The organism is Pseudomonas sp. LF020 (assembly GCF_053456425.1).
On sequence record NZ_JBRFIX010000003.1, the window covers coordinates 221258 to 240603 of the forward strand.

Consider the following 19346-nt stretch of genomic DNA (forward strand, 5'->3'; position numbering starts at 1 on the left):
GCGGTCACCTGAATACTGCGGGGGCCAGGATTGCGGAATAGCCTGTTCATTTGGGGAAAACCTCCAGCAACCGTGGCGCTATCTTTTCCAGTGGACGGATTTCGACGGCCGCATCGATCGCCGCTGCGGCCTTGGGCATGCCGTACACCGCACTGCTTTGCTGGTCCTGCGCGATGGTCAGATAACCCTGCTGGCGCATGAGCTTAAGCCCTTGTGCCCCGTCGCGTCCCATCCCGGTCAATAAAACCCCGATGGCATCGCCATTCCAATAACTGGCGACACTTTCGAAAAACACGTCGATCGAGGGTCGGTAGATCTCGTTGACCGGCTCGGCGGTGTAGGCCAGCGTGCCGTTTTTCAATAAGCGAATATGGTGGTTGGTGCCGGCCAGCAGTACCGCGCCGGCCTGCGGTGGCTCGCCTTCGCGGGCCAGGCGCACGTCCAGGCCACTGGCGCTGGCCAGCCATTCGGCCATGCCCGCGGCAAACACCTGATCCACGTGCTGCACCAGCACGATGGCAGCCGAGAAATGGCGTGGCAGGCCCTTGAGCAGCACTTCCAGCGCGGCCGGTCCGCCGGCGGACGAGCCGATCGCCACCAGCCGCTTGCACGACGCCGAACTGCGGTGGGGCGTCGGCACCGGACGCGAGCGCGGGGTTTTCTCGCCGATCAGCCAGCCGATGTTGAGGATCTTGCGCAGCAACGGCGCCGCGGCTTCCTGCGCGTTCCCCGCACCAATGGCCGGGGTGTCGACCACGTCCAGCGCGCCATGGCCCATGGCTTCGAAGACCCGGTGCACGTTCTGCTGACGGTCGACCGTGACGATGACGATCGCGCACGGGGTTTCGGCCATGATCCGCCGGGTCGCTTCGACCCCATCCATCACCGGCATGATCAGGTCCATCAGGATCAGATCCGGCGTGTTTTCGGCGCACAGACGCACCGCCTCGGCGCCGTTGTTGGCGACCCAGACCACCTGATGTGCCGGCTCGAAGGCCAGCGCACGGCGCAAAGCCTCCACCGCCAGGGGCATGTCGTTGACGATTGCGATTTTCATGCCCGCGCTCCTCCAATGAGCTCAACCACTGCATCAAGCAGGGCGTCGTCATGAAAACTGGCCTTGGCTAAATAATAGTCGGCGCCAGCGTCCAGTCCACGACGCCGGTCCTCTTCACGATCCTTGTACGAGACCACCATCACCGGCAGCGATTGCAGGCGGTTGTCGCGGCGCAACAGGGTGACCAGTTCGATGCCATCCATGCGCGGCATGTCGATGTCGGTGATGAGCAAATCGAAGTCCTCCGAACGCAGCGCGTTCCAGCCGTCCATGCCGTCCACCGCGACCGCCACGTCGTAGCCGCGATTGAGCAGCAGCTTGCGCTGCAACTCGCGCACGGTCAGCGAGTCATCGACCACCAGAATCCGTTTGCGCGCCACTTCGGCGGCCTGATTGCCGTGACGCGCGATGCGCTCCAGACGCCCGGTATTGAGCAGCTTGTCCACCGAACGCAACATGTCCTCGACATCGACGATCAGCACCACCGAACCATCGTCGAGCAAGGCGCCGGCGGAAATGTCCTGAACCTTGCCCAGCCGCTCATCCAGCGGCAGCACCACCAGCGTGCGCTCGCCGACAAAACGCTCGACCGCCACGCCGTAGACCGCATCACGCTCGCGAATCACTACGACCTTGAGGGTTTCGCCGCTGCTCTGACTGGCCGGACGATTCAGCAACTGGCTGGCGGCGACCAGTCCGACGTGTCGACCTTCATGCCAGAAATGCTGACGGCCCTCGATCTGAACAATGTCCTGTGGCTCGAGATCGCACATGCGTTCGATATGCGCCAGCGGAAACGCATAAGCCTCCTCGCCGACTTCCACCACCAGACTGCGCACCACCGACAGGGTCAGCGGCACTTCCAGATGAAAGCGGCTGCCCTCGCCCGCCGTCTGCTCCAGCACCACCGCGCCGCGCAGTTGCCGCACCATGTGCTGCACCGCATCAAGACCGACGCCACGCCCGGACACCTCGGTCACCGTGTCGCGCAGGCTGAAACCCGGCAGAAAGAGGAACGTCAGCAACTCTTCTTCGCTCAACTGCGCCGCCGTCTCGGCGGGCGACAGCTGACGCTCGACAATGCTGCGGCGGACCTTTTCCAGATCGACGCCATTGCCGTCATCGCTCAACTCCAGCACCAGCAAACCGGCCTGATGCGAGGCACGCAAGCGGATCAGGCCTTCTTCGGACTTACCCTTGAGCAGGCGTTGCTCCGGGGTTTCGATGCCGTGATCGACCGCGTTGCGCAGCAGATGGGTCAGCGGCGCTTCAAGCTTTTCCAGCACGTCGCGATCGACCTGGGTCTTCTCGCCTTCGATCTCCAGCCGCACCTGTTTGCCAAGACTGCGCCCCAGGTCGCGAACCATACGCACCTGACCGGTGAGCACGTCGGCAAACGGGCGCATGCGACAAGCCAGCGCGGTGTCGTAGAGCACTTGCGCGCGCTGGCTGGCTTGCCAGGCGAACTCGTCGAGCTCGGCGTTCTTTTCCGCGAGCAATTGCTGGGATTCGGCCAATAGGCGCCGCGCGTCTTCAAGGGCTTCTTGGGCTTCGAGGCTCAGCGCATGTTCCTTGAGGTGCACATTGAGGCTTTCCAGCGCCCGCAGACCATTGTTCTGCATGCGTTTGAGGCGCTGCATGGTTGCCAGATGCGGTTTGAGGCGCTGGGTTTCGACCAGCGATTTACTCGACAGGTCGAGCAGGCTGTTCAGGCGTTCGGCGGTGACCCGCAACACGCGCTCGCCACCCTCGGTGGTGCGCTTGTTCTTGCGCGGGGCCGGGTCGGAGGTTTCCAACGGTGTTTCGATCGATGGCGCCGGGCTTTCAATAGGCGCAGGCGGCGGCGCCTGCATCTGCAATTCGGCCATCGGCGGCGGCGCGACTGCGGGCGCTGCCGAAGGGTCAAGCAGGCGCCCCATCAACGCCACATACGCTTCGATGTCCGGCGCTTGCGGAGCATTGGCCGGCGTGGCGATGCGCATCAACAGATCAGTGCCTTGCAGCAACGCATCGATGTGCTCGGGACGCAGCAACAGCCGCCCTTCCTGGGCGCTGACCAGACAATCTTCCATCACGTGGGCGACGCTGACACCGCTGTCGATCCCGACGATCCGCGCCGCGCCCTTGAGCGAGTGCGCCGCACGCATGCACGATTCCAGATAGTCGGCCTGAGTCGGGTTACGCTCCAGCGCCAGCAGCCCGCTGCTGAGCACCTGGGTCTGGGCTTCGGCTTCGAGGCTGAACAGCTCCAGCAGCGAGGCGTCGCGCATTTGCTCGGGGGTCATGTGAGGCTCCGGGTCACGGCGGACAGCAGCTGTTCTTCATCCAGCCAACGCAGGCTGCGCCCGCGGAATTGCAAAACGCCACGGGTGTATTTGGCGCTGGCCGTGCTGTTGTGTTCACCGCCGGCACGCGACGCGGCGTCGAGAATTTTTTCATCGATGGCATGGATGCCGTCGACTTCGTCCACCGGCACCACCACCGGCCCACCGTGGGCGGCGATGATCAGCATGCGCGGCATGATTCGCGCGCCAGTGGTCGGTGCGGCATTGCCGTCCAGATCCAGCAGTTCGACCAGCGACAGGCACGCCACCAGCGCCCCGCGCACGTTCGCCACGCCGAGCAAGGCCCGCGAGCGCTGGTGCGGCAGCGAGTGGATCGCCTGCAGCGGCGCCACTTCCACCAGACTGCGAGTCGCCAGTCCCAGCCATTCTTCGCCGAGGCGGAACATCAGCAGCGAACGGGTTTTCACATCGGTTTCGACCGCCACGGCGACCGGATCGCGTTCGTCCTGCTGCAACGCATAACGGTCCAGCAGGCGCGTGGCGGCGGCGGAATACACCGCGCAGTTGCGGCAATGAATATGCTCGGCCAGCAACGGGCACGACTTGTCGCCATGAATACCGATACGGTTCCAGCAATCATCGATGGCCCGGGCGTCTTCGTGGGTGACGTTCAAGGTGTCGGACGGGATCATCGTTTACGCTCACTGTCGGCGGTGCGGCCGCTGCGGGCGGCGCGTTCCTGCAATCGTCTGGCACCGGCGCTGTCACCCTGGGCCTGCAGCAAGGCGGCCAGGTGCATCAACGCTTCGGGGTGTTGCGGTTCAAGGTACAAGGCCTTGCGGTAATGACTTTGAGCTTCGAGCGCGGCACCGGCAACATCGCTGAGCAGACCGAGCCAGTAAAACACCTGCGCCACCGGTTCGTGACTGCGCAGATACTGCTCGCATGCCGCGCGGGCCTCGGCACTTTTGCCTTCGTTGGCCAGCGCAGCGATGTTGGCGAGCAAGGTCGCCGCGTCCGGGTGGGCGCTTTTGCTGCTGACCGGCAACGGTGCAACGCTGGCAAACGGCCGCGGACGCACCGGCGGCGATACTGGCGGCGGACTGCGCAGAGGTTGGCGCACCGGCAAAGGGGTCGGGGTCGGCAATGCCACAGGTTCGGGCATGGGTTCAGCGTGTCGACTGAAGGCAAACGACTGCGGGATGCCGATCGAGCGCATGCCCAGGCGCCCGAGCAGACTGCCCTCGGCCGGGCCGATGAACAACACGCCATCAACGTGCGTCAGACGTTTGAGCACTTCAAAGACTTGCTTCTGGGTCGGCTGGTCGAAATAGATCAACAGGTTGCGGCAGAACACGAAATCGAACGGCGGCTCACCCGCCAGCAGCGTCGGATCCAGCACATTGCCGGCCTGCAGGCGCACCTGCTCACGCACCGCTTCGCTGACCCGATGGCCGTCATGCTCGGCGGTGAAATGACGCTCGCGAAAATCCAGATCCTGCCCCCGAAACGAGTTCTTGCCGTACAACCCGCGCCGCGCCTTGTCCACCGACAGCGGGCTAACGTCCATACCGTCGACCTTGAACTGATGCGGTTTGAGACCGGCATCGAGCAAGGCCATGGCAATCGAATAGGGTTCTTCGCCGGTCGAGCACGGCAAGCTGAGGATGCGCAGCGCGCGCATGTTGTTCAATTGGTCCAGACGCTTGCGCGCCAGTTTGCCGAGGGTGGCGAAGGATTCCGGATAACGGAAAAACCAGGTTTCAGGGACGATCACCGCTTCGATCAACGCCTGCTGTTCGTCCCGCGAACCTTGCAGCAGTTGCCAGTATTCATCGCTGTGCGCCGCTTGCGAGAGCGTGGTGCGTTGGCGCACCGCGCGCTCGATGATCGCCGGCCCCACCGACGAGACATCCAGGCCGATGCGCTCCTTGAGGAAATCGAAAAAACGCTGGTCGCTGCTCATGACTGCGCCTCGAGTGGCGCGGGGAACAGCAGGCTGCGCACCGCGTCATCCAGCAAGTCGTTGACCCGCACCCATTGCACCAGCCCCTGGGCGTCTTCGCGCACCGGGCCGAGGTACGGCGCCTGACGATTGTCCAGGCCATATGGCTGAAAATCCTCTGGGTTGCAGCGCAGGGTATCGGTCGCCTGCTCAAGGATCAGCCCAAGCCAGTTCGACGGCTGCAGTTCATCCGGACGGTAATGCACCAGCACCAGCCGGGTACTGGTGCGCGCCTCGGCGGGATGGCCGAAGGTCAGCGCACTGAGGTCGATCGCTGGCACCACCGCACCACGATAGGCGAACACCCCGGCGACCCACTTCGGCGCCTGGGCAATCGGCTTCAACGGCAGGCGCGGCAACACTTCCGCCACCTCGGTGGCGCGCAAGGCGTAACGCTCGCTGCCGATGCGAAACAGCAGGAACAACGCCTGCTTCGCCACGGGCGCGGCGCTGCGTTTGGCGGTGATTTCGCTCATCAGACTTTGAATCGCGAAACGCCGCTGCGCAGCCCGACGGCCACCTGGCTCAGTTCGTCAATGGCGAAACTGGCCTGACGCAGCGACTCGACGGTCTGACTGCTGGCATCGCCCAACTGCACCAGCGCATGGTTGATCTGTTCGGCACCGGTGGCCTGGGCCTGCATGCCTTCGTTGACCATCAACACCCGCGGCGCCAGCGCCTGCACCTGATGGATGATCTGCGACAGTTGCTCGCCGACCTGCTGCACTTCGGCCATGCCCCGGCGCACTTCTTCGGAGAACTTGTCCATGCCCATCACGCCGGCAGACACCGCCGACTGGATCTCGCGAACCATTTGTTCGATGTCGTAAGTGGCGACGGCGGTCTGATCCGCCAGACGCCGCACTTCGGTGGCGACCACGGCAAAACCGCGACCGTATTCACCGGCCTTCTCGGCCTCGATGGCGGCGTTGAGCGACAGCAGGTTGGTCTGGTCGGCAACCTTGACGATGGTCACCACCACCTGATTGATGTTGCCGGCCTTCTCGTTGAGGATCGCCAGTTTGGCGTTGACCAGATCGGCCGCACCCATCACCGAATGCATGGTGTCTTCCATGCGCGCCAGGCCTTGCTGGCCGGAACCGGCAAGCACCGAGGCCTGATCGGCGGCGGTGGACACTTCGGTCATGGTGCGCACCAGATCCCGCGAAGTGGCGGCGATTTCACGCGAGGTCGCGCCGATTTCAGTGGTGGTGGCCGCGGTTTCGGTGGCGGTGGCCTGTTGCTGCTTGGAGGTGGCGGCAATCTCGGTCACCGAAGTGGTCACCTGCACCGAGGAGCGCTGGGCCTGGGACACCAGCGAAGTCAGCTCGGTCATCATGTCATTGAAGCCGGTTTCCACCGCGCCGAACTCGTCCTTGCGGTCCAGATTCAGGCGGCTGCTCAAGTCGCCGGTACGCATGATTTCGAGGATCTTCACGATACGGTTCATCGGCGCCATGATCGCGCGCATCAGCAGCAGGCCGCAGGCACCGGCCGCCAGCACGGCCACCAGCAGCGAGACGAACATGCTGACCTTGGCCGCCGCTACCGCTTCGTCGATGTTGGCCATGGCCTGATCAGCGACCCGTTTGTTTTCGCCGATGATGTCGTTGAGTTTCATGCGGCCGGTGTACCAAGCCGGGGTCAGTTTCTCGGTGAACAGCTTGACTGCCTCGGCTTCCAGATTGCGCTTATGCAGATCGAGTACCTGATCCTGGATCTGCATGTAGGTGTCGTGATCCTTCTCGAACGCGGCGAACTCGACCCGGTCTTCGTCGGTGGTGACGGTGTTGCGGTAGTTGGCCATCTGCTCTTGCAGGCGCGTCTCGAACGCCTTGTAGTCCGCCGCGTCTTCGCTGCTGATGCCCTGCCCTTCCTTGAGGCCGAGCAGTTCCTGGGTCTGCAGATAGCTGTCAACCCACGCGCCACGGATCATCGAGCTGTAATAGACGCCGGGAACCGCGTCGTCACGCACGCTGCTTTCACTGGCTTCGATTTTCAGCAGGCGGGAATACGAAACGACGACCATCAGCAACATGATCGCGATAATCACCGCAAAGCTCGCCAAAATGCGTTGGCGCAACGTCCAGTTCTTCACAGTGATTCCTCGTGCCTAAGTCGAAATGCGGGGAGTATAGCCGAGGGCGGTGTTTCATTTATAAGACGCTTTTTAACCCTCGGGCCGGCCCGGCGTGGATAGCCGGGAGGCTCTGGGGTGGGACTGTCCGACAATCCGGGGCTGGCGTGCCAGTGATGGAACGGCAAAAAGGGGCGGTGGATCGGCCATTGCTGTGGTTGTGAGGCTGGAAACGCAATCGCAAGCAGGCTTCGGCGTCTGGCCGAAAAACCTGTAGGAGCTGCGGTACGCTGCGATCTTTTGATGTTGGCTTTGAAAATCAAAAGATCGCAGCGTGCCGCAGCTCCTACATAAGCACCGTGTTCAGGCAGTGCTATTGCGATGCCTGGCGCACCTGCTTCTCCAGCTCGACCTTCAAGCCCGGCTCCAGCTTCAGTTGCTTGGCCAATTCCTCCAGATACGCCTTCTCCATAAAGCTCTCCTCATCCACCAGCATCACGCTGGCGATGTACATTTCTGCCGCCATTTCGGGGGTGCTGGCGGCACGGGCGACGTCGGCCGGGTCGAGGGGTTTGTTGAGTTCGGCGTGGAGCCAGTGCTGTAGCTCCTGATCGTTGTCGAGTCTGGTGAACTCGCCTTCGATCAACTGGCGTTCGCGGTCGTCGATGTGGCCGTCGGCCTTGGCGGCTGCAACCAGCGCCTTGAGAATCGCCTGACTGTGCTGCTCGGCTTGCGCGGGCGGCAGTCGATCCAGCGTCTGCGGTTCGGTTTGTGGGGCCGTGCCCTTTTGTGCGTTCCAGTTGCCGTAAGCCTTGTAGGCCAGCACACCAAGGGCAGCGAGGCCACCGTAGACCGCGACTTTGCCGCCAACCTTGCGCGCTTTTTTGCTGCCGAGCAGCAGGCCCATCGCCCCGGCCGCCAGCGCACCACCGCCAGCACCCGAGAGCAGGCCGCCCAGCGCACCGGAGCCTGAAGACCCGCCAAGCAAACCGCCAAGGCCGCCAGCCGCCGGTTTGTGCTGATTGTTCTGCGCCCCGCCGGCCTTGTTCTGCAACAGATCCTGGCCGGACTTGAGAAGTTGATCGAGCAATCCACGGGTGTTCATGTTCCGCCTCCAAAACAGGGTTATCCGGATCTATCAGGCCCTCAGCCTAGTTCGAAAGTGCCCCTGCCCAGCCCGCGAGTGTGCTTCCAGATGTTGCTCGGGCTTCGACTTGCAGCATGCCGCTCACCGCTACCCTCTAAAAAAACGATATACACTCAGGCCAATCTATAAAAACCGCCCACCGGGTACCCTCCTCATGATGACCCTGCGTCAGATCCGCCACTTCATCGCGGTGGCCGAGACCGGCTCTATCTCCGCCGCCGCGCAAACCGCGTTTATTTCCCAATCGACCCTGACCCTGGCGATCCAGCAACTGGAGGAAGAAATCGGCGTCAGCCTGTTCAGCCGCCATGCCAAGGGCATGACCCTGACCCATCAAGGCCATCAGTTCCTGCGCCAGGCGCACCTGATTCTGGCCACCGTGGACAATGCCAAGCGCAGCCTGCAGCAAAGCACCGATCAGGTCGCCGGACAGTTGATCGTCGGCGTAACCAGCCTGGTCGCCGGTTATTACCTCGCCGATCTGCTCACGCGGTTCCAGCGCGCCTATCCCAATGTGGAAATCCGAGTGATGGAGGACGAACGGCCGTACATCGAGCATTTGCTGGTCAGCGGCGAGATTGATGTCGGCGTGCTGATCCTGTCCAACCTCGAAGATCGCCACGCCTTGCAGACCGAAGTGCTGACCCACTCACCGCACCGTCTGTGGCTGCCGGCCCAGCATCCGCTGCTGGAACACGACAGCATCAACCTCGCCGACGTCGCTCGCGAGCCGCTGATTCAACTGAACGTCGACGAAATGGATCGCAATGCCCAGCGTCTGTGGCGCGGCGCCGGGCTGCAACCGAAGATCACCCTGCGCACGGCCTCCACCGAAGCCGTGCGAAGCCTCGTAGCGGCAGGGCTAGGCGTTTCGATTCAACCGGACATGACTTACCGCCCATGGTCACTGGAGGGCGACATCATCGAAGCGCGGCCAATTGCCGACCTCAACCAGACCCTCGACGTCGGTCTGGCCTGGCGCCGAGGGACCGCGCGTCCTGCCCTGGTTGATCCATTTCTGACCGTGGCCCGCGAACAGCCCCACGGCGGACGCAAGCCATCTATTTAATCGAATGCCACCTTCAGTATTTAGAATTTGTCGACCTCGGAGCCGCGCACTAGTCTTGCTGCATCTATAAGACGGTCGGCTCCCGGGCATGGGAGCCTCAATGACCACACAAGAAAAGAGATTGCGGAAAATGGCTGGCGTGCAGACCCCGATGTGTACCGCATTGCTGATCGACGGCGAACTGGTCGCCGGGCAGGGTTTTGTCGAGCCGATCCTCAACCCGGCCACCGGTGAAATCCTCACCCACATCGCCGAGGCCAGCACCGAGCAGGTTGAAACCGCGATCCTCGCCGCGCACCGCGCCTTTGCCGAATGGTCGCGCACCACGCCGCAGCAACGTTCGAACCTGCTGCTGGACATCGCCAGTGCGGTGGAAAAACACGCCGATCACCTCGCCCGCCTCGAATCCTTGAACTGCGGCAAGCCGCTGCACCTGGCGCGGCAGGACGATTTGACTGCGACCGTCGACGTGTTCCGTTTCTTTGCCGGCGCCGTGCGTTGCCAGACCGGCCAGCTCAGCGGCGAATATGTGCCGGGTTACACCAGCATGGTGCGCCGCGATCCGATTGGCGTGGTGGCGTCGATTGCGCCGTGGAACTACCCGATCATGATGGCCGCGTGGAAAATCGCCCCGGCCCTCGCCGCCGGCAATACGCTGGTGTTCAAGCCGTCGGAACACACGCCGCTGTCGATCCTCGCACTGGCGCCAGCACTCGCCGAGATCCTGCCGCGCGGGGTGATCAACATCATCTGCGGTGGCGGTGAAGGCGTCGGCAGCGATCTGGTCGGGCATGCCAAGGTGCGCATGGTCTCGCTGACCGGCGATATCGTCACCGGGCAGAAAATCCTTCAAGCCGCTGCAAAAACCCTCAAGCGCACGCATCTGGAACTCGGCGGCAAGGCCCCGGTGATCGTCTGCAACGATGCCGACATTCAGGCGGTGGTCGACGGCGTGCGCACCTACGGTTACTACAACGCCGGGCAGGATTGCACCGCGGCGTGCCGCATCTACGCCCAGGCCGGGATTCACGACAAACTGGTCGCCGAACTCGGCGCGGCGGTCAGCAGTCTGCGCTTCGCCGGCAAACGCGACGCCGACAACGAGATCGGCCCGCTGATCAGCACCCGCCAGCGCGACCGCGTCGCCAGTTTCGTCGAGCGCGCCCTCGGCCAGCCGCACATCGAACGCGTGACTGGCGCGGCGGTGCATTCCGGCGCCGGGTTCTTCTACCAGCCGACGTTGCTGGCCGGTTGCAAGCAGAGCGATGAAATCGTCCAGCGCGAAGTGTTCGGCCCGGTGGTCACCGTGACCCGCTTCGACGAACTCGCGCAAGCGGTGGACTGGGCCAACGATTCCGAATACGGCCTCGCCTCGTCGGTGTGGACGCAGAATCTGGACAAGGCAATGCAGGTCGCCGCCCGCTTGCAGTACGGCTGCACCTGGATCAATAGCCATTTCATGCTGGTCAGCGAAATGCCCCACGGAGGGCTGAAACGTTCCGGATACGGCAAAGACTTATCCAGTGATTCGCTGCAGGACTACAGCGTGGTGCGGCACATCATGGCCCGCCACGGCCAGCATCTCTGACTACGCTAATAACAAGCCGCAAAACGGCATGGCTTCACCGCGTTCACAACTGCCCCGACCATAATTTGAAGAAGAGGGTTCAACCATGTTCGTGCACAAGACCGCACTGTTCAGTGCAATCACCACGGCCCTGCTCGCCAGCGCCAGTTTGCAAGCCGCCGAGCCGCTGAAAGCCGTCGGCGCCGGCGAAGGTCAGCTGGATATTGTCGCCTGGCCGGGTTACATCGAACGTGGCGAGAGCGACAAGGCCTACGACTGGGTGAGCGGTTTCGAGAAGGAAACCGGCTGCAAGGTCAACGTGAAGACTGCCGCCACCTCCGACGAGATGGTCAGCCTGATGGCCAAGGGCGGTTACGACCTGGTGACCGCGTCCGGTGATGCCTCGCTGCGGTTGATCGTCGGCAAGCGTGTGCAACCGATCAACACCGCGTTGATCCCGAACTGGAACACCCTCGACCCACGCCTGAAAGATGCGCCGTGGTATGTGGTCAACAAGCAGACCTACGGCACCCCGTACCAGTGGGGCCCGAACGTGCTGATGTACAACACCAACGTGTTCAAGACGCCGCCGACCAGCTGGAACGTACTGTTCGACGCGCAGAATTTCCCCGACGGCAAACCGAACAAGGGCCGCGTGCAGGCCTATGACGGCCCGATTTACATCGCCGACGCGGCGCTGTACCTGAAGACCGCCAAACCTGAGCTGGGGATCAAGGATCCGTATCAACTGACCGAGGCGCAGTACAAGGCTGTGCTTGATCTGCTGCGCGCGCAGCAGCCATTGATCCACCGTTATTGGCATGACACCACGGTACAGATGAGCGACTTCAAGAACGAAGGAGTGGTCGCCTCCAGCGCCTGGCCGTATCAGGTCAACGGCCTGATCAACGAGAAACAGCCGATCGCTTCGACCATCCCGAAAGAAGGCGCCACCGGCTGGGCCGACACCACCATGTTGCACGCCGAGGCCAAGCACCCGAACTGCGCGTACAAGTGGATGGACTGGTCGCTGCAGCCGAAAGTCCAGGGTGACGTGGCGGCGTGGTTTGGTTCGCTGCCAGCCGTGCCGGCGGCGTGCAAGGAGAGCGAACTGCTCGGCGCCGAGGGTTGCAAGACCAACGGTTTCGACCAGTTCGACAAGATCGCCTTCTGGAAAACCCCGCAGGCCGAGGGCGGCAAGTTCGTGCCTTATAGCCGCTGGACCCAGGACTACATCGCGATCATGGGCGGCCGCTGACAAGCCGCTCACCTGTGGCGAGGGAGCTTGCTCCCGCTGGGTGGCGAAGCCACCCCAAGACCTGTCAATGCGGTCTGCCAGTCAAATCGCACATGGCCAATTGGGAGTGCTGCGCACTCCAGCGGGAGCAAGCTCCCTCGCCACAAAAGCAACAGGATTCAGTTTTTTCAGAAGTCCAGGCAGGGCCGCTGCGACGGCCCACGCCTTTTTGGAGCACCGCACCATGACGCTTGCAGTCCAGTTCACCAACGTTTCCCGGCAGTTCGGCGAAGTGAAGGCCGTTGACCGGGTTTCCATCGACATCCAGGACGGCGAGTTCTTTTCCATGCTCGGCCCTTCCGGCTCGGGCAAGACCACCTGCCTGCGCCTGATCGCCGGTTTCGAACAACCGAGCGCCGGTTCGATCCGTATTCACGGCGCGGAAGCCGCCGGTTTGCCGCCGTATCAACGTGATGTGAACACCGTCTTCCAGGACTACGCGCTGTTCCCGCACATGAACGTGCTGGACAACGTCGCCTATGGCTTGAAGGTCAAAGGCGTGAGCAAAACCGAGCGCCACAAGCGCGCCGAAGAGGCGTTGGACATGGTCGCCCTCGGCGGTTATGGCGCACGCAAACCGGTGCAGCTGTCCGGCGGTCAGCGCCAGCGCGTGGCCCTCGCCCGTGCACTGGTCAATCGTCCGCGCGTGCTGTTGCTTGATGAGCCGTTGGGCGCGCTCGACCTGAAATTGCGCGAGCAGATGCAGAGTGAACTGAAGAAGCTGCAACGCCAGCTCGGCATCACTTTCATCTTCGTCACTCACGACCAGACCGAGGCGCTGTCGATGTCCGATCGCGTCGCTGTATTCAACAAGGGCCGCATCGAACAGGTCGACACCCCGCGCAATCTGTACATGAAACCCACCACCACGTTCGTCGCCGAATTCGTCGGCACCTCGAACGTGATTCGCGGCGATCTGGCGCGCCAGCTCAGCGGCCATCCGCAGCCATTTTCGATTCGCCCCGAGCACGTGCGTTTCGCCGAAGGGCCGCTCGCCAGCCATGAAATCGAAGTCAGCGGTCTGCTCCACGACATCCAGTATCAGGGCAGCGCCACGCGCTATGAGTTGACGCTGGAAAACGGCCAGACCCTGAGCATCAGCCACGCCAACAATCAGTGGATCGACAGCAGCGCGCAGCACCAGACCGGCCAGCGCCTGAGCGCACGCTGGGCGCGGGAAGCGATGATTCCACTGCACGACACCGTGGCGAGCGGGGTGTGAAATGAGCACGCTCGCAATGACTCAAGCGCCGCCGCTGCGGCGGTTTTCCAACCTGCTCTACCGCAAGCCGAATCTGTACCTGTCGCTGCTGCTGGTGCCGCCACTGCTGTGGTTTGGCGCGATCTATCTCGGCTCGCTGCTGATGCTGTTGTGGCAGGGTTTCTACACCTTCGACGACTTCACCATGGCGGTCACTCCCGACCTGACCCTGGCGAATTTTGCCGCGCTGTTTCAGCCGTCGAACTTCGACATCATCCTGCGCACGCTGAGCATGGCCATCGTCGTGTCGATCGCCAGCGCCATCGTCGCCTTCCCGATTGCCTATTACATGGCGCGCTACACTACCGGCAAGACCAAGGCGTTTTTCTACATCGCGGTGATGATGCCGATGTGGGCCAGTTACATCGTCAAGGCCTACGCCTGGACGTTGCTGTTGGCCAAGGGTGGCGTCGCGCAATGGTTCGTCCAGCACCTGGGACTGGAGCCAGTGTTGCAGTTCATTCTGGGGATTCCCGGGGTGGGCGGCAGCACCCTGTCGACCTCGCATCTGGGACGGTTCATGGTGTTCGTCTACATCTGGCTGCCGTTCATGATTCTGCCGATTCAGGCCTCGCTGGAGCGCTTGCCGCCGTCGCTGTTGCAGGCTTCTGCCGACCTTGGCGCCAAGCCGCGTCAGACCTTCATGCAGGTGATCTTGCCGCTGTCGGTGCCCGGAATTGCGGCCGGTTCGATCTTCACCTTTTCCCTGACCCTGGGCGATTTCATCGTGCCGCAACTGGTCGGCCCGCCGGGCTACTTCGTCGGCAGCATGGTGTACGCGCAGCAAGGTGCGATCGGCAACATGCCGATGGCGGCGGCGTTCACGTTGGTGCCGATTGTGTTGATCGCGGTTTACCTGTCCATCGTCAAACGTCTGGGGGCCTTCGATGCACTCTGAAAAGGCTTCATTGGGTTTGCGCATGGCAGCCTGGGGCGGGCTGGTGTTTCTGCACTTCCCGATCCTGATCATCTTTCTTTACGCCTTCAACACCGAGGAAGCGGCGTTCAGCTTTCCGCCGAAAGGCTTCACCCTGCACTGGTTCAGCGTGGCGTTTTCACGGCCGGACGTGCTGGAGGCAATCAAGCTCTCGCTGCAGATCGCGGCCATCGCCACCTTGATTGCGATGGTGCTCGGCACCTTGGCTTCCGCCGCGTTGTATCGCCGCGATTTCTTCGGCAAGCAGGGCATTTCGCTGATGCTGATTTTGCCGATCGCGCTGCCGGGGATCATCACCGGGATCGCGCTGCTGGCAACGTTCAAGACGCTGGGGATCGAGCCGGGGATGTTCACCATCATCGTCGGTCACGCGACGTTCTGCGTGGTGATCGTCTACAACAACGTCATCGCCCGCCTGCGCCGCACCTCGCACAGCCTGATCGAGGCCTCGATGGATCTCGGCGCCGACGGCTGGCAGACCTTTCGCTACATCATCCTGCCGAACCTCGGCTCGGCGTTGCTGGCCGGTGGCATGTTGGCGTTTGCGCTGTCGTTCGACGAAATCATCGTCACTACGTTTACCGCCGGGCATGAGCGCACGTTGCCGTTGTGGCTGCTCAACCAGCTCAGCCGCCCACGGGATGTGCCGGTGACCAATGTCGTCGCCATGCTAGTGATGATGGTGACCATGCTGCCGATCCTGGGGGCGTATTACCTGACCCAGGGTGGCGAGAGCGTCGCGGGCAGTGGCGGTAAATAAATCCTCCCTGTAGGAGCTGCCGAAGGCTGCGATCTTTTGATGTTGTTTTTTAAGATCAAGATCAAAAGATCGCAGCCTTCGGCAGCTCCTACAGGGGTTCGGTTTCGACAGAACAATAAAAGTGTTAGTGAGGACAACAGACATGCAAACCAGACTCTTGATCAACGGCCATCTGGTCAACGGCGAAGGCCCCGCCCAACCGGTGCTCAACCCGGCGCTCGGCAGTGTGCTGGTGGAAATCAACGAAGCCAGCGAGGCCCAGGTCGATGCCGCCGTGCGCGCCGCCGACAATGCCTTTGCCGAGTGGTCGCAAACCGCGCCGAAGGACCGCTCGCTGCTGCTGCTCAAACTTGCCGACGCCATCGAAGCCCATGGCGAGGAACTGGCGAAACTCGAATCCGACAACTGCGGCAAACCCTACAGCGCCGCACTCAACGACGAGATCCCGGCGATTGCCGATGTGTTCCGTTTCTTCGCCGGCGCCAGCCGTTGCATGAGCGGTTCGGCCGGTGGCGAATACCTGCCAGGCCACACTTCGATGATCCGCCGCGACCCGGTGGGCGTGATCGCGTCCATCGCGCCGTGGAACTACCCGTTGATGATGGTCGCCTGGAAAATTGCCCCGGCGCTGGCCGCCGGTAATACCGTGGTGCTCAAGCCGTCAGAACAAACCCCGCTGACCGCGTTGCGTCTGGCCGAACTGGCGTCGGAAATCTTCCCGGCAGGCGTACTCAATCTGGTGTTCGGTCGCGGTCCTACCGTCGGCAGCCCGTTGGTCACGCATTCGAAAGTGCGCATGGTCTCGCTGACTGGCTCCATCGCTACGGGCGCCAACATCATTGCCAGCACCGCCGACAGCGTCAAACGCATGCACATGGAACTGGGCGGCAAGGCGCCGGTGATCATCTTCGACGACGCCGATATCGATGCAGCGGTGGAAGGCATTCGCACCTTCGGTTTCTACAACGCCGGGCAGGACTGCACCGCCGCGTGCCGGATCTACGCGCAGCAGGGCATTTACGACAAGTTTGTCGAGAAGCTTGGCGCGGCGGTCAGCAGCATCAAGTATGGCTTGCAGGATGATCCGTCGACCGAGTTGGGACCGCTGATCACCGCGCAACATCGCGACCGCGTCGCCGCTTTCGTCGAACGCGCCGTGGCGCAGTCGCACATTCGCTTGATCACCGGCGGCAAGGCTGTGGAAGGCAACGGTTTCTTCTTCGAACCGACGGTGCTGGCCGACGCGCAACAGGATGACGAGATCGTTCGCCGCGAGGTGTTCGGGCCGGTGGTGTCGGTGACCAAATTCACCGATGAAGCGCAGGCGCTGGAGTGGGCCAACGATTCCGACTACGGCCTCGCCTCCTCGGTGTGGACGGCGGATGTCGGACGCGCCCATCGCTTGTCCGCGCGGTTGCAGTACGGCTGCACCTGGGTCAACACGCACTTCATGCTCGTCAGCGAAATGCCCCATGGCGGTCAGAAATTGTCCGGCTACGGCAAGGACATGTCCATGTACGGGCTGGAGGACTACACCACGGTTCGGCATGTGATGTTCAAGCACTAAAAGCATCGCTGGCAAGCCAGCTCCCACAAGGTTCAGTGCAGCTCTTGTGGGAGCTGGCTCGCCAGCGATGGCGTCACCTCGGTTTCAGGAAGGAAACCGGCATTACGCACCACCAGGATCCCAAAACAATAACCACCGACCCGGGCGGCGCCCGCAAAGCCCCGCCACGGCCTCGGCCATCCGAAATCTGCCGATTTCCCGGAGCAAACACCCATGAGTGCCTCACCCGAACTCTCGGCCGCCGTTGCCGACAGCGATGCCGAACAACTGCGCAAACTCGGCTACACCTCGAACTTCAACCGCAGCATGAGCCTGTGGGAAAACTTCGCGCTGGGCTTCACTTATCTGTCACCGGTCGTAGGGGTTTATACCCTGTTCGGCCTGTGCCTCGCGGCCGGCGGGCCACCGATGTTCTGGGCTTACTTGCTGGTCGGTTTCGGCCAGTTGCTGGTGTGCCTGATCTTCGGCGAAGTGGTCTCGCAGTTCCCGATTTCCGGTGGCGTTTATCCATGGGCGCGGCGTCTGGTCGGCAAGAAATGGGCATGGATGGTCGGCTGGATCTACTCCATCGCCCTGTGCGTGACCATTGCTGCGGTGGCTGTCGGTGCCGGCCCGTATCTGGCGGCGATGCTCGGGTTTGAACCGAGCAACAACACCAACATCGTCATCGCGCTGGTGCTGACCTTGTTCGCCACGCTGGTCAATCTGAGCGGCACCAAAGTGCTGGCGCGCATCGCGATGTTCGGCTTCCTCTGCGAACTGGTCGGTGCGGTGATCGTCGGCGTGTACCTGCTGATCTTCGAACGTCATCAGCCGTTGAGCGTGCTGTTCAACACCTTCGACATCCGCGTCGACGGCTCGTACCTGCCAGCCTTCCTCACCGCTTCGCTGGCCGGGATGTTCCTCTACTACGGCTTCGAGGCCTGCGGCGACGTCGCCGAAGAAACTCCGAACCCGAGCGCAAAAATCCCGGTGGCCATGCGCATGACCATCTACATCGGCGGCATCGCGGCGATGTTCGCCTGCCTGGCGCTGATCCTCGCCGTGCCGGACATGCAAGCGGTGATCAACGGCACCGACAAGGACCCGGTCACCACCATCCTCAACAATGCCTTCGGCCCGATCGGCTCGAAAGTGGTGATGGGCGTAGTGATGATTTCCTTCATCTCCTGCGTCATCAGCCTGCAGGCTGCGGCGAGCCGTCTGCTGTACTCCTACGCTCGCGACGAAATGGTCATCGGCAGCCGACTGCTGAAAAAGATTTCTCCTACCACCCAGGTGCCGGTTGCCGCGCTGTTCGTCTCCGGTGTCCTGCCCGCCCTGATCATCGCCCTCGGCTTCTTCCTGCAAGACGCCGTGGCCACCATCGTCAGCTTCGCCGCCATCGGCATCTACCTCGCGTTCCAGATGATCGTGCTGGCCGCTTTGTATGCACGCAGCAAAGGCTGGAAACCCAGCGGCAAATTCACCCTCGGCGCCTGGGGCTGGCCGGTGAACATCGGCGCGCTGGTGTACGGCGTTGGCGCAATCATCAACATGGCCTGGCCACGTACGCCGGATGCGGCGTGGTACGTGAACTATGCGATGGTGCTGAGCACGGCCATCGTGATTGGATTGGGGTTGGCTTATATGTGGATTGGCAAGCCGTATGACCATGGGAAGGCGCCGGCTGGGGATGCGTGGAAGGTGAGTCGCTAAGAACCTGCCATCCCGGCACCGACAAGGTGCCGGGGTTCAGGAAGGCCGAGAAAAAACATCAAAAAGAAAGCTCTGCCTGATCGTGCTTCAGCAAGGAAATACGATCGAACAACCTGATTTTTTCATTGGCTTTTTGCCTGGCGTGATCGGACATGAATGCAATCAACTCTTCGAGCTGACTGACGTCTCCGACCACTTTGAATTCCTTTTCCTTGTTGACGAAGACAAGCGATTTCTTCTTTCTCGATAACAGTTCAATGACGTTGCTGAGCGTACCGGTGCTCTTTGCATCCCAGATCATCAAGCCGTAATCAGCCGCTTCAGCCATCACCACGTCTTTTTCGGTGAAGAAGGCTCTCGACCCTTTGGAGTGTTTGGAGTCGACTGTTCTGGCGGGCCATTTCCCAAGGTTATTCCTCGGTGCCGAACCGCTGCAGAACACCGTGGTTCTGGATCGCTCAAGACTGAGCAGATACTCCTGAATGGAGGTGTCGGCGCCACCTGCATCACCCACCACCACCTCAAAATCGGACGCAACGATATTATTGATACGCTCTTTAACCTTCGGATCAAGGTTCTTGATGTTGATAGAGCCAGCAATAAATACAGTCGTCATTGA

16 protein-coding genes are annotated in these 19346 nt (G+C 62.1%); 8 read left to right on the forward strand and 8 right to left on the reverse strand.

Going from position 1 to position 19346, the window contains the following annotated elements:
- Positions 1 to 46: 46 nt before the first annotated feature.
- The 7 genes from ACU680_RS08750 to ACU680_RS08780 form a co-directional block, all read right to left on the reverse strand.
- On the reverse strand, positions 47 to 1057 hold the full coding sequence (locus ACU680_RS08750) for a chemotaxis response regulator protein-glutamate methylesterase (RefSeq protein WP_007964205.1): 1011 nt from the start codon (positions 1055 to 1057) through the stop codon (positions 47 to 49).
- On the reverse strand, positions 1054 to 3342 hold the full coding sequence (locus ACU680_RS08755) for a hybrid sensor histidine kinase/response regulator (RefSeq protein ID WP_448179226.1): 2289 nt from the start codon (positions 3340 to 3342) through the stop codon (positions 1054 to 1056). Before ACU680_RS08755 ends, ACU680_RS08750 begins: the two co-directional genes overlap by 4 nt.
- Positions 3339 to 4034, reverse strand: a complete 696-nt coding sequence (locus tag ACU680_RS08760) for a chemotaxis protein CheW (protein ID WP_448179227.1) — start codon at positions 4032 to 4034, stop codon at positions 3339 to 3341. Before ACU680_RS08760 ends, ACU680_RS08755 begins: the two co-directional genes overlap by 4 nt.
- Positions 4031 to 5308 carry a CheR family methyltransferase gene (locus ACU680_RS08765; RefSeq protein ID WP_448179228.1) on the reverse strand — a complete coding sequence of 426 codons (1278 nt, stop codon included), beginning with the start codon at positions 5306 to 5308 and terminating at the stop codon, positions 4031 to 4033. Before ACU680_RS08765 ends, ACU680_RS08760 begins: the two co-directional genes overlap by 4 nt.
- Positions 5305 to 5823 carry a chemotaxis protein CheW gene (locus ACU680_RS08770; protein ID WP_448179229.1) on the reverse strand — a complete coding sequence of 173 codons (519 nt, stop codon included), beginning with the start codon at positions 5821 to 5823 and terminating at the stop codon, positions 5305 to 5307. The genes ACU680_RS08765 and ACU680_RS08770 overlap by 4 nt, the downstream gene beginning before the upstream one ends.
- On the reverse strand, positions 5823 to 7445 hold the full coding sequence (locus ACU680_RS08775; RefSeq protein ID WP_007964198.1) for a methyl-accepting chemotaxis protein: 1623 nt from the start codon (positions 7443 to 7445) through the stop codon (positions 5823 to 5825). Before ACU680_RS08775 ends, ACU680_RS08770 begins: the two co-directional genes overlap by 1 nt.
- A gap of 352 nt (positions 7446 to 7797) precedes the next feature.
- Positions 7798 to 8529, reverse strand: a complete 732-nt coding sequence (locus ACU680_RS08780; RefSeq protein ID WP_448179230.1) for a tellurite resistance TerB family protein — start codon at positions 8527 to 8529, stop codon at positions 7798 to 7800.
- 196 nt (positions 8530 to 8725) lie between these two features.
- On the opposite strand from ACU680_RS08780, the gene ACU680_RS08785 reads away from it, so the two are divergent.
- The 8 genes from ACU680_RS08785 to ACU680_RS08820 all read left to right on the forward strand — a co-directional run bounded on the left by ACU680_RS08785 (position 8726) and on the right by ACU680_RS08820 (position 18727).
- The gene (locus tag ACU680_RS08785) at positions 8726 to 9640 is read left to right on the forward strand and encodes a LysR family transcriptional regulator (protein WP_007967749.1); all 915 of its coding nucleotides are present in this window, start codon (positions 8726 to 8728) and stop codon (positions 9638 to 9640) included.
- Between the two features lie 130 nt (positions 9641 to 9770).
- Positions 9771 to 11228, forward strand: a complete 1458-nt coding sequence (locus ACU680_RS08790) for a gamma-aminobutyraldehyde dehydrogenase (RefSeq protein ID WP_448179231.1) — start codon at positions 9771 to 9773, stop codon at positions 11226 to 11228.
- 85 nt (positions 11229 to 11313) lie between these two features.
- Positions 11314 to 12465 (forward strand): putative ABC transporter substrate-binding protein YdcS, encoded by a 1152-nt coding sequence (gene ydcS / locus ACU680_RS08795; RefSeq protein ID WP_007967754.1) that lies wholly within the window; start codon positions 11314 to 11316, stop codon positions 12463 to 12465.
- Positions 12466 to 12688: 223 nt separating this feature from the next.
- On the forward strand, positions 12689 to 13726 hold the full coding sequence (locus tag ACU680_RS08800) for an ABC transporter ATP-binding protein (protein WP_134785514.1): 1038 nt from the start codon (positions 12689 to 12691) through the stop codon (positions 13724 to 13726).
- A 1-nt stretch (position 13727) separates the two neighbouring features.
- On the forward strand, positions 13728 to 14663 hold the full coding sequence (locus ACU680_RS08805) for an ABC transporter permease (RefSeq protein WP_448179232.1): 936 nt from the start codon (positions 13728 to 13730) through the stop codon (positions 14661 to 14663).
- Complete coding sequence (locus ACU680_RS08810; protein ID WP_448179233.1) at positions 14653 to 15462, forward strand: ABC transporter permease; 810 nt, start codon at positions 14653 to 14655, stop codon at positions 15460 to 15462. The genes ACU680_RS08805 and ACU680_RS08810 overlap by 11 nt, the downstream gene beginning before the upstream one ends.
- A gap of 142 nt (positions 15463 to 15604) precedes the next feature.
- Entirely contained in the window at positions 15605 to 17029 is a 1425-nt protein-coding gene (locus ACU680_RS08815) for a gamma-aminobutyraldehyde dehydrogenase (RefSeq protein ID WP_367083280.1), read from the forward strand.
- A gap of 213 nt (positions 17030 to 17242) precedes the next feature.
- Positions 17243 to 18727, forward strand: a complete 1485-nt coding sequence (locus ACU680_RS08820) for an APC family permease (protein WP_367083278.1) — start codon at positions 17243 to 17245, stop codon at positions 18725 to 18727.
- A gap of 58 nt (positions 18728 to 18785) precedes the next feature.
- On the opposite strand, the gene ACU680_RS08825 is transcribed toward ACU680_RS08820, so the two are convergent.
- Positions 18786 to 19343 (reverse strand): hypothetical protein, encoded by a 558-nt coding sequence (locus tag ACU680_RS08825; protein ID WP_007967760.1) that lies wholly within the window; start codon positions 19341 to 19343, stop codon positions 18786 to 18788.
- Between the last annotated feature and the right edge of the window lie 3 nt (positions 19344 to 19346).

Bases quoted from the DNA above. Each gene is read 5' to 3' on its own strand.
- ACU680_RS08750 (WP_007964205.1), bottom strand. From the start codon at position 1,057: ATGAAAATCGCAATCGTCAACGACATGCCCCTGGCGGTGGAGGCTTTG.
- ACU680_RS08790 (WP_448179231.1), top strand. From the start codon at position 9,771: ATGGCTGGCGTGCAGACCCCGATGTGTACCGCATTGCTGATCGACGGC.
- ACU680_RS08785 (WP_007967749.1), top strand. From the start codon at position 8,726: ATGATGACCCTGCGTCAGATCCGCCACTTCATCGCGGTGGCCGAGACC.
- ACU680_RS08765 (WP_448179228.1), bottom strand. From the start codon at position 5,308: ATGAGCAGCGACCAGCGTTTTTTCGATTTCCTCAAGGAGCGCATCGGC.
- ACU680_RS08755 (WP_448179226.1), bottom strand. From the start codon at position 3,342: ATGACCCCCGAGCAAATGCGCGACGCCTCGCTGCTGGAGCTGTTCAGC.
- ACU680_RS08800 (WP_134785514.1), top strand. From the start codon at position 12,689: ATGACGCTTGCAGTCCAGTTCACCAACGTTTCCCGGCAGTTCGGCGAA.
- ydcS (WP_007967754.1), top strand. From the start codon at position 11,314: ATGTTCGTGCACAAGACCGCACTGTTCAGTGCAATCACCACGGCCCTG.
- ACU680_RS08760 (WP_448179227.1), bottom strand. From the start codon at position 4,034: ATGATCCCGTCCGACACCTTGAACGTCACCCACGAAGACGCCCGGGCC.
- ACU680_RS08780 (WP_448179230.1), bottom strand. From the start codon at position 8,529: ATGAACACCCGTGGATTGCTCGATCAACTTCTCAAGTCCGGCCAGGAT.
- ACU680_RS08820 (WP_367083278.1), top strand. From the start codon at position 17,243: ATGAGTGCCTCACCCGAACTCTCGGCCGCCGTTGCCGACAGCGATGCC.
- ACU680_RS08810 (WP_448179233.1), top strand. From the start codon at position 14,653: ATGCACTCTGAAAAGGCTTCATTGGGTTTGCGCATGGCAGCCTGGGGC.
- ACU680_RS08815 (WP_367083280.1), top strand. From the start codon at position 15,605: ATGCAAACCAGACTCTTGATCAACGGCCATCTGGTCAACGGCGAAGGC.
- ACU680_RS08770 (WP_448179229.1), bottom strand. From the start codon at position 5,823: ATGAGCGAAATCACCGCCAAACGCAGCGCCGCGCCCGTGGCGAAGCAG.
- ACU680_RS08825 (WP_007967760.1), bottom strand. From the start codon at position 19,343: ATGACGACTGTATTTATTGCTGGCTCTATCAACATCAAGAACCTTGAT.
- ACU680_RS08805 (WP_448179232.1), top strand. From the start codon at position 13,728: ATGAGCACGCTCGCAATGACTCAAGCGCCGCCGCTGCGGCGGTTTTCC.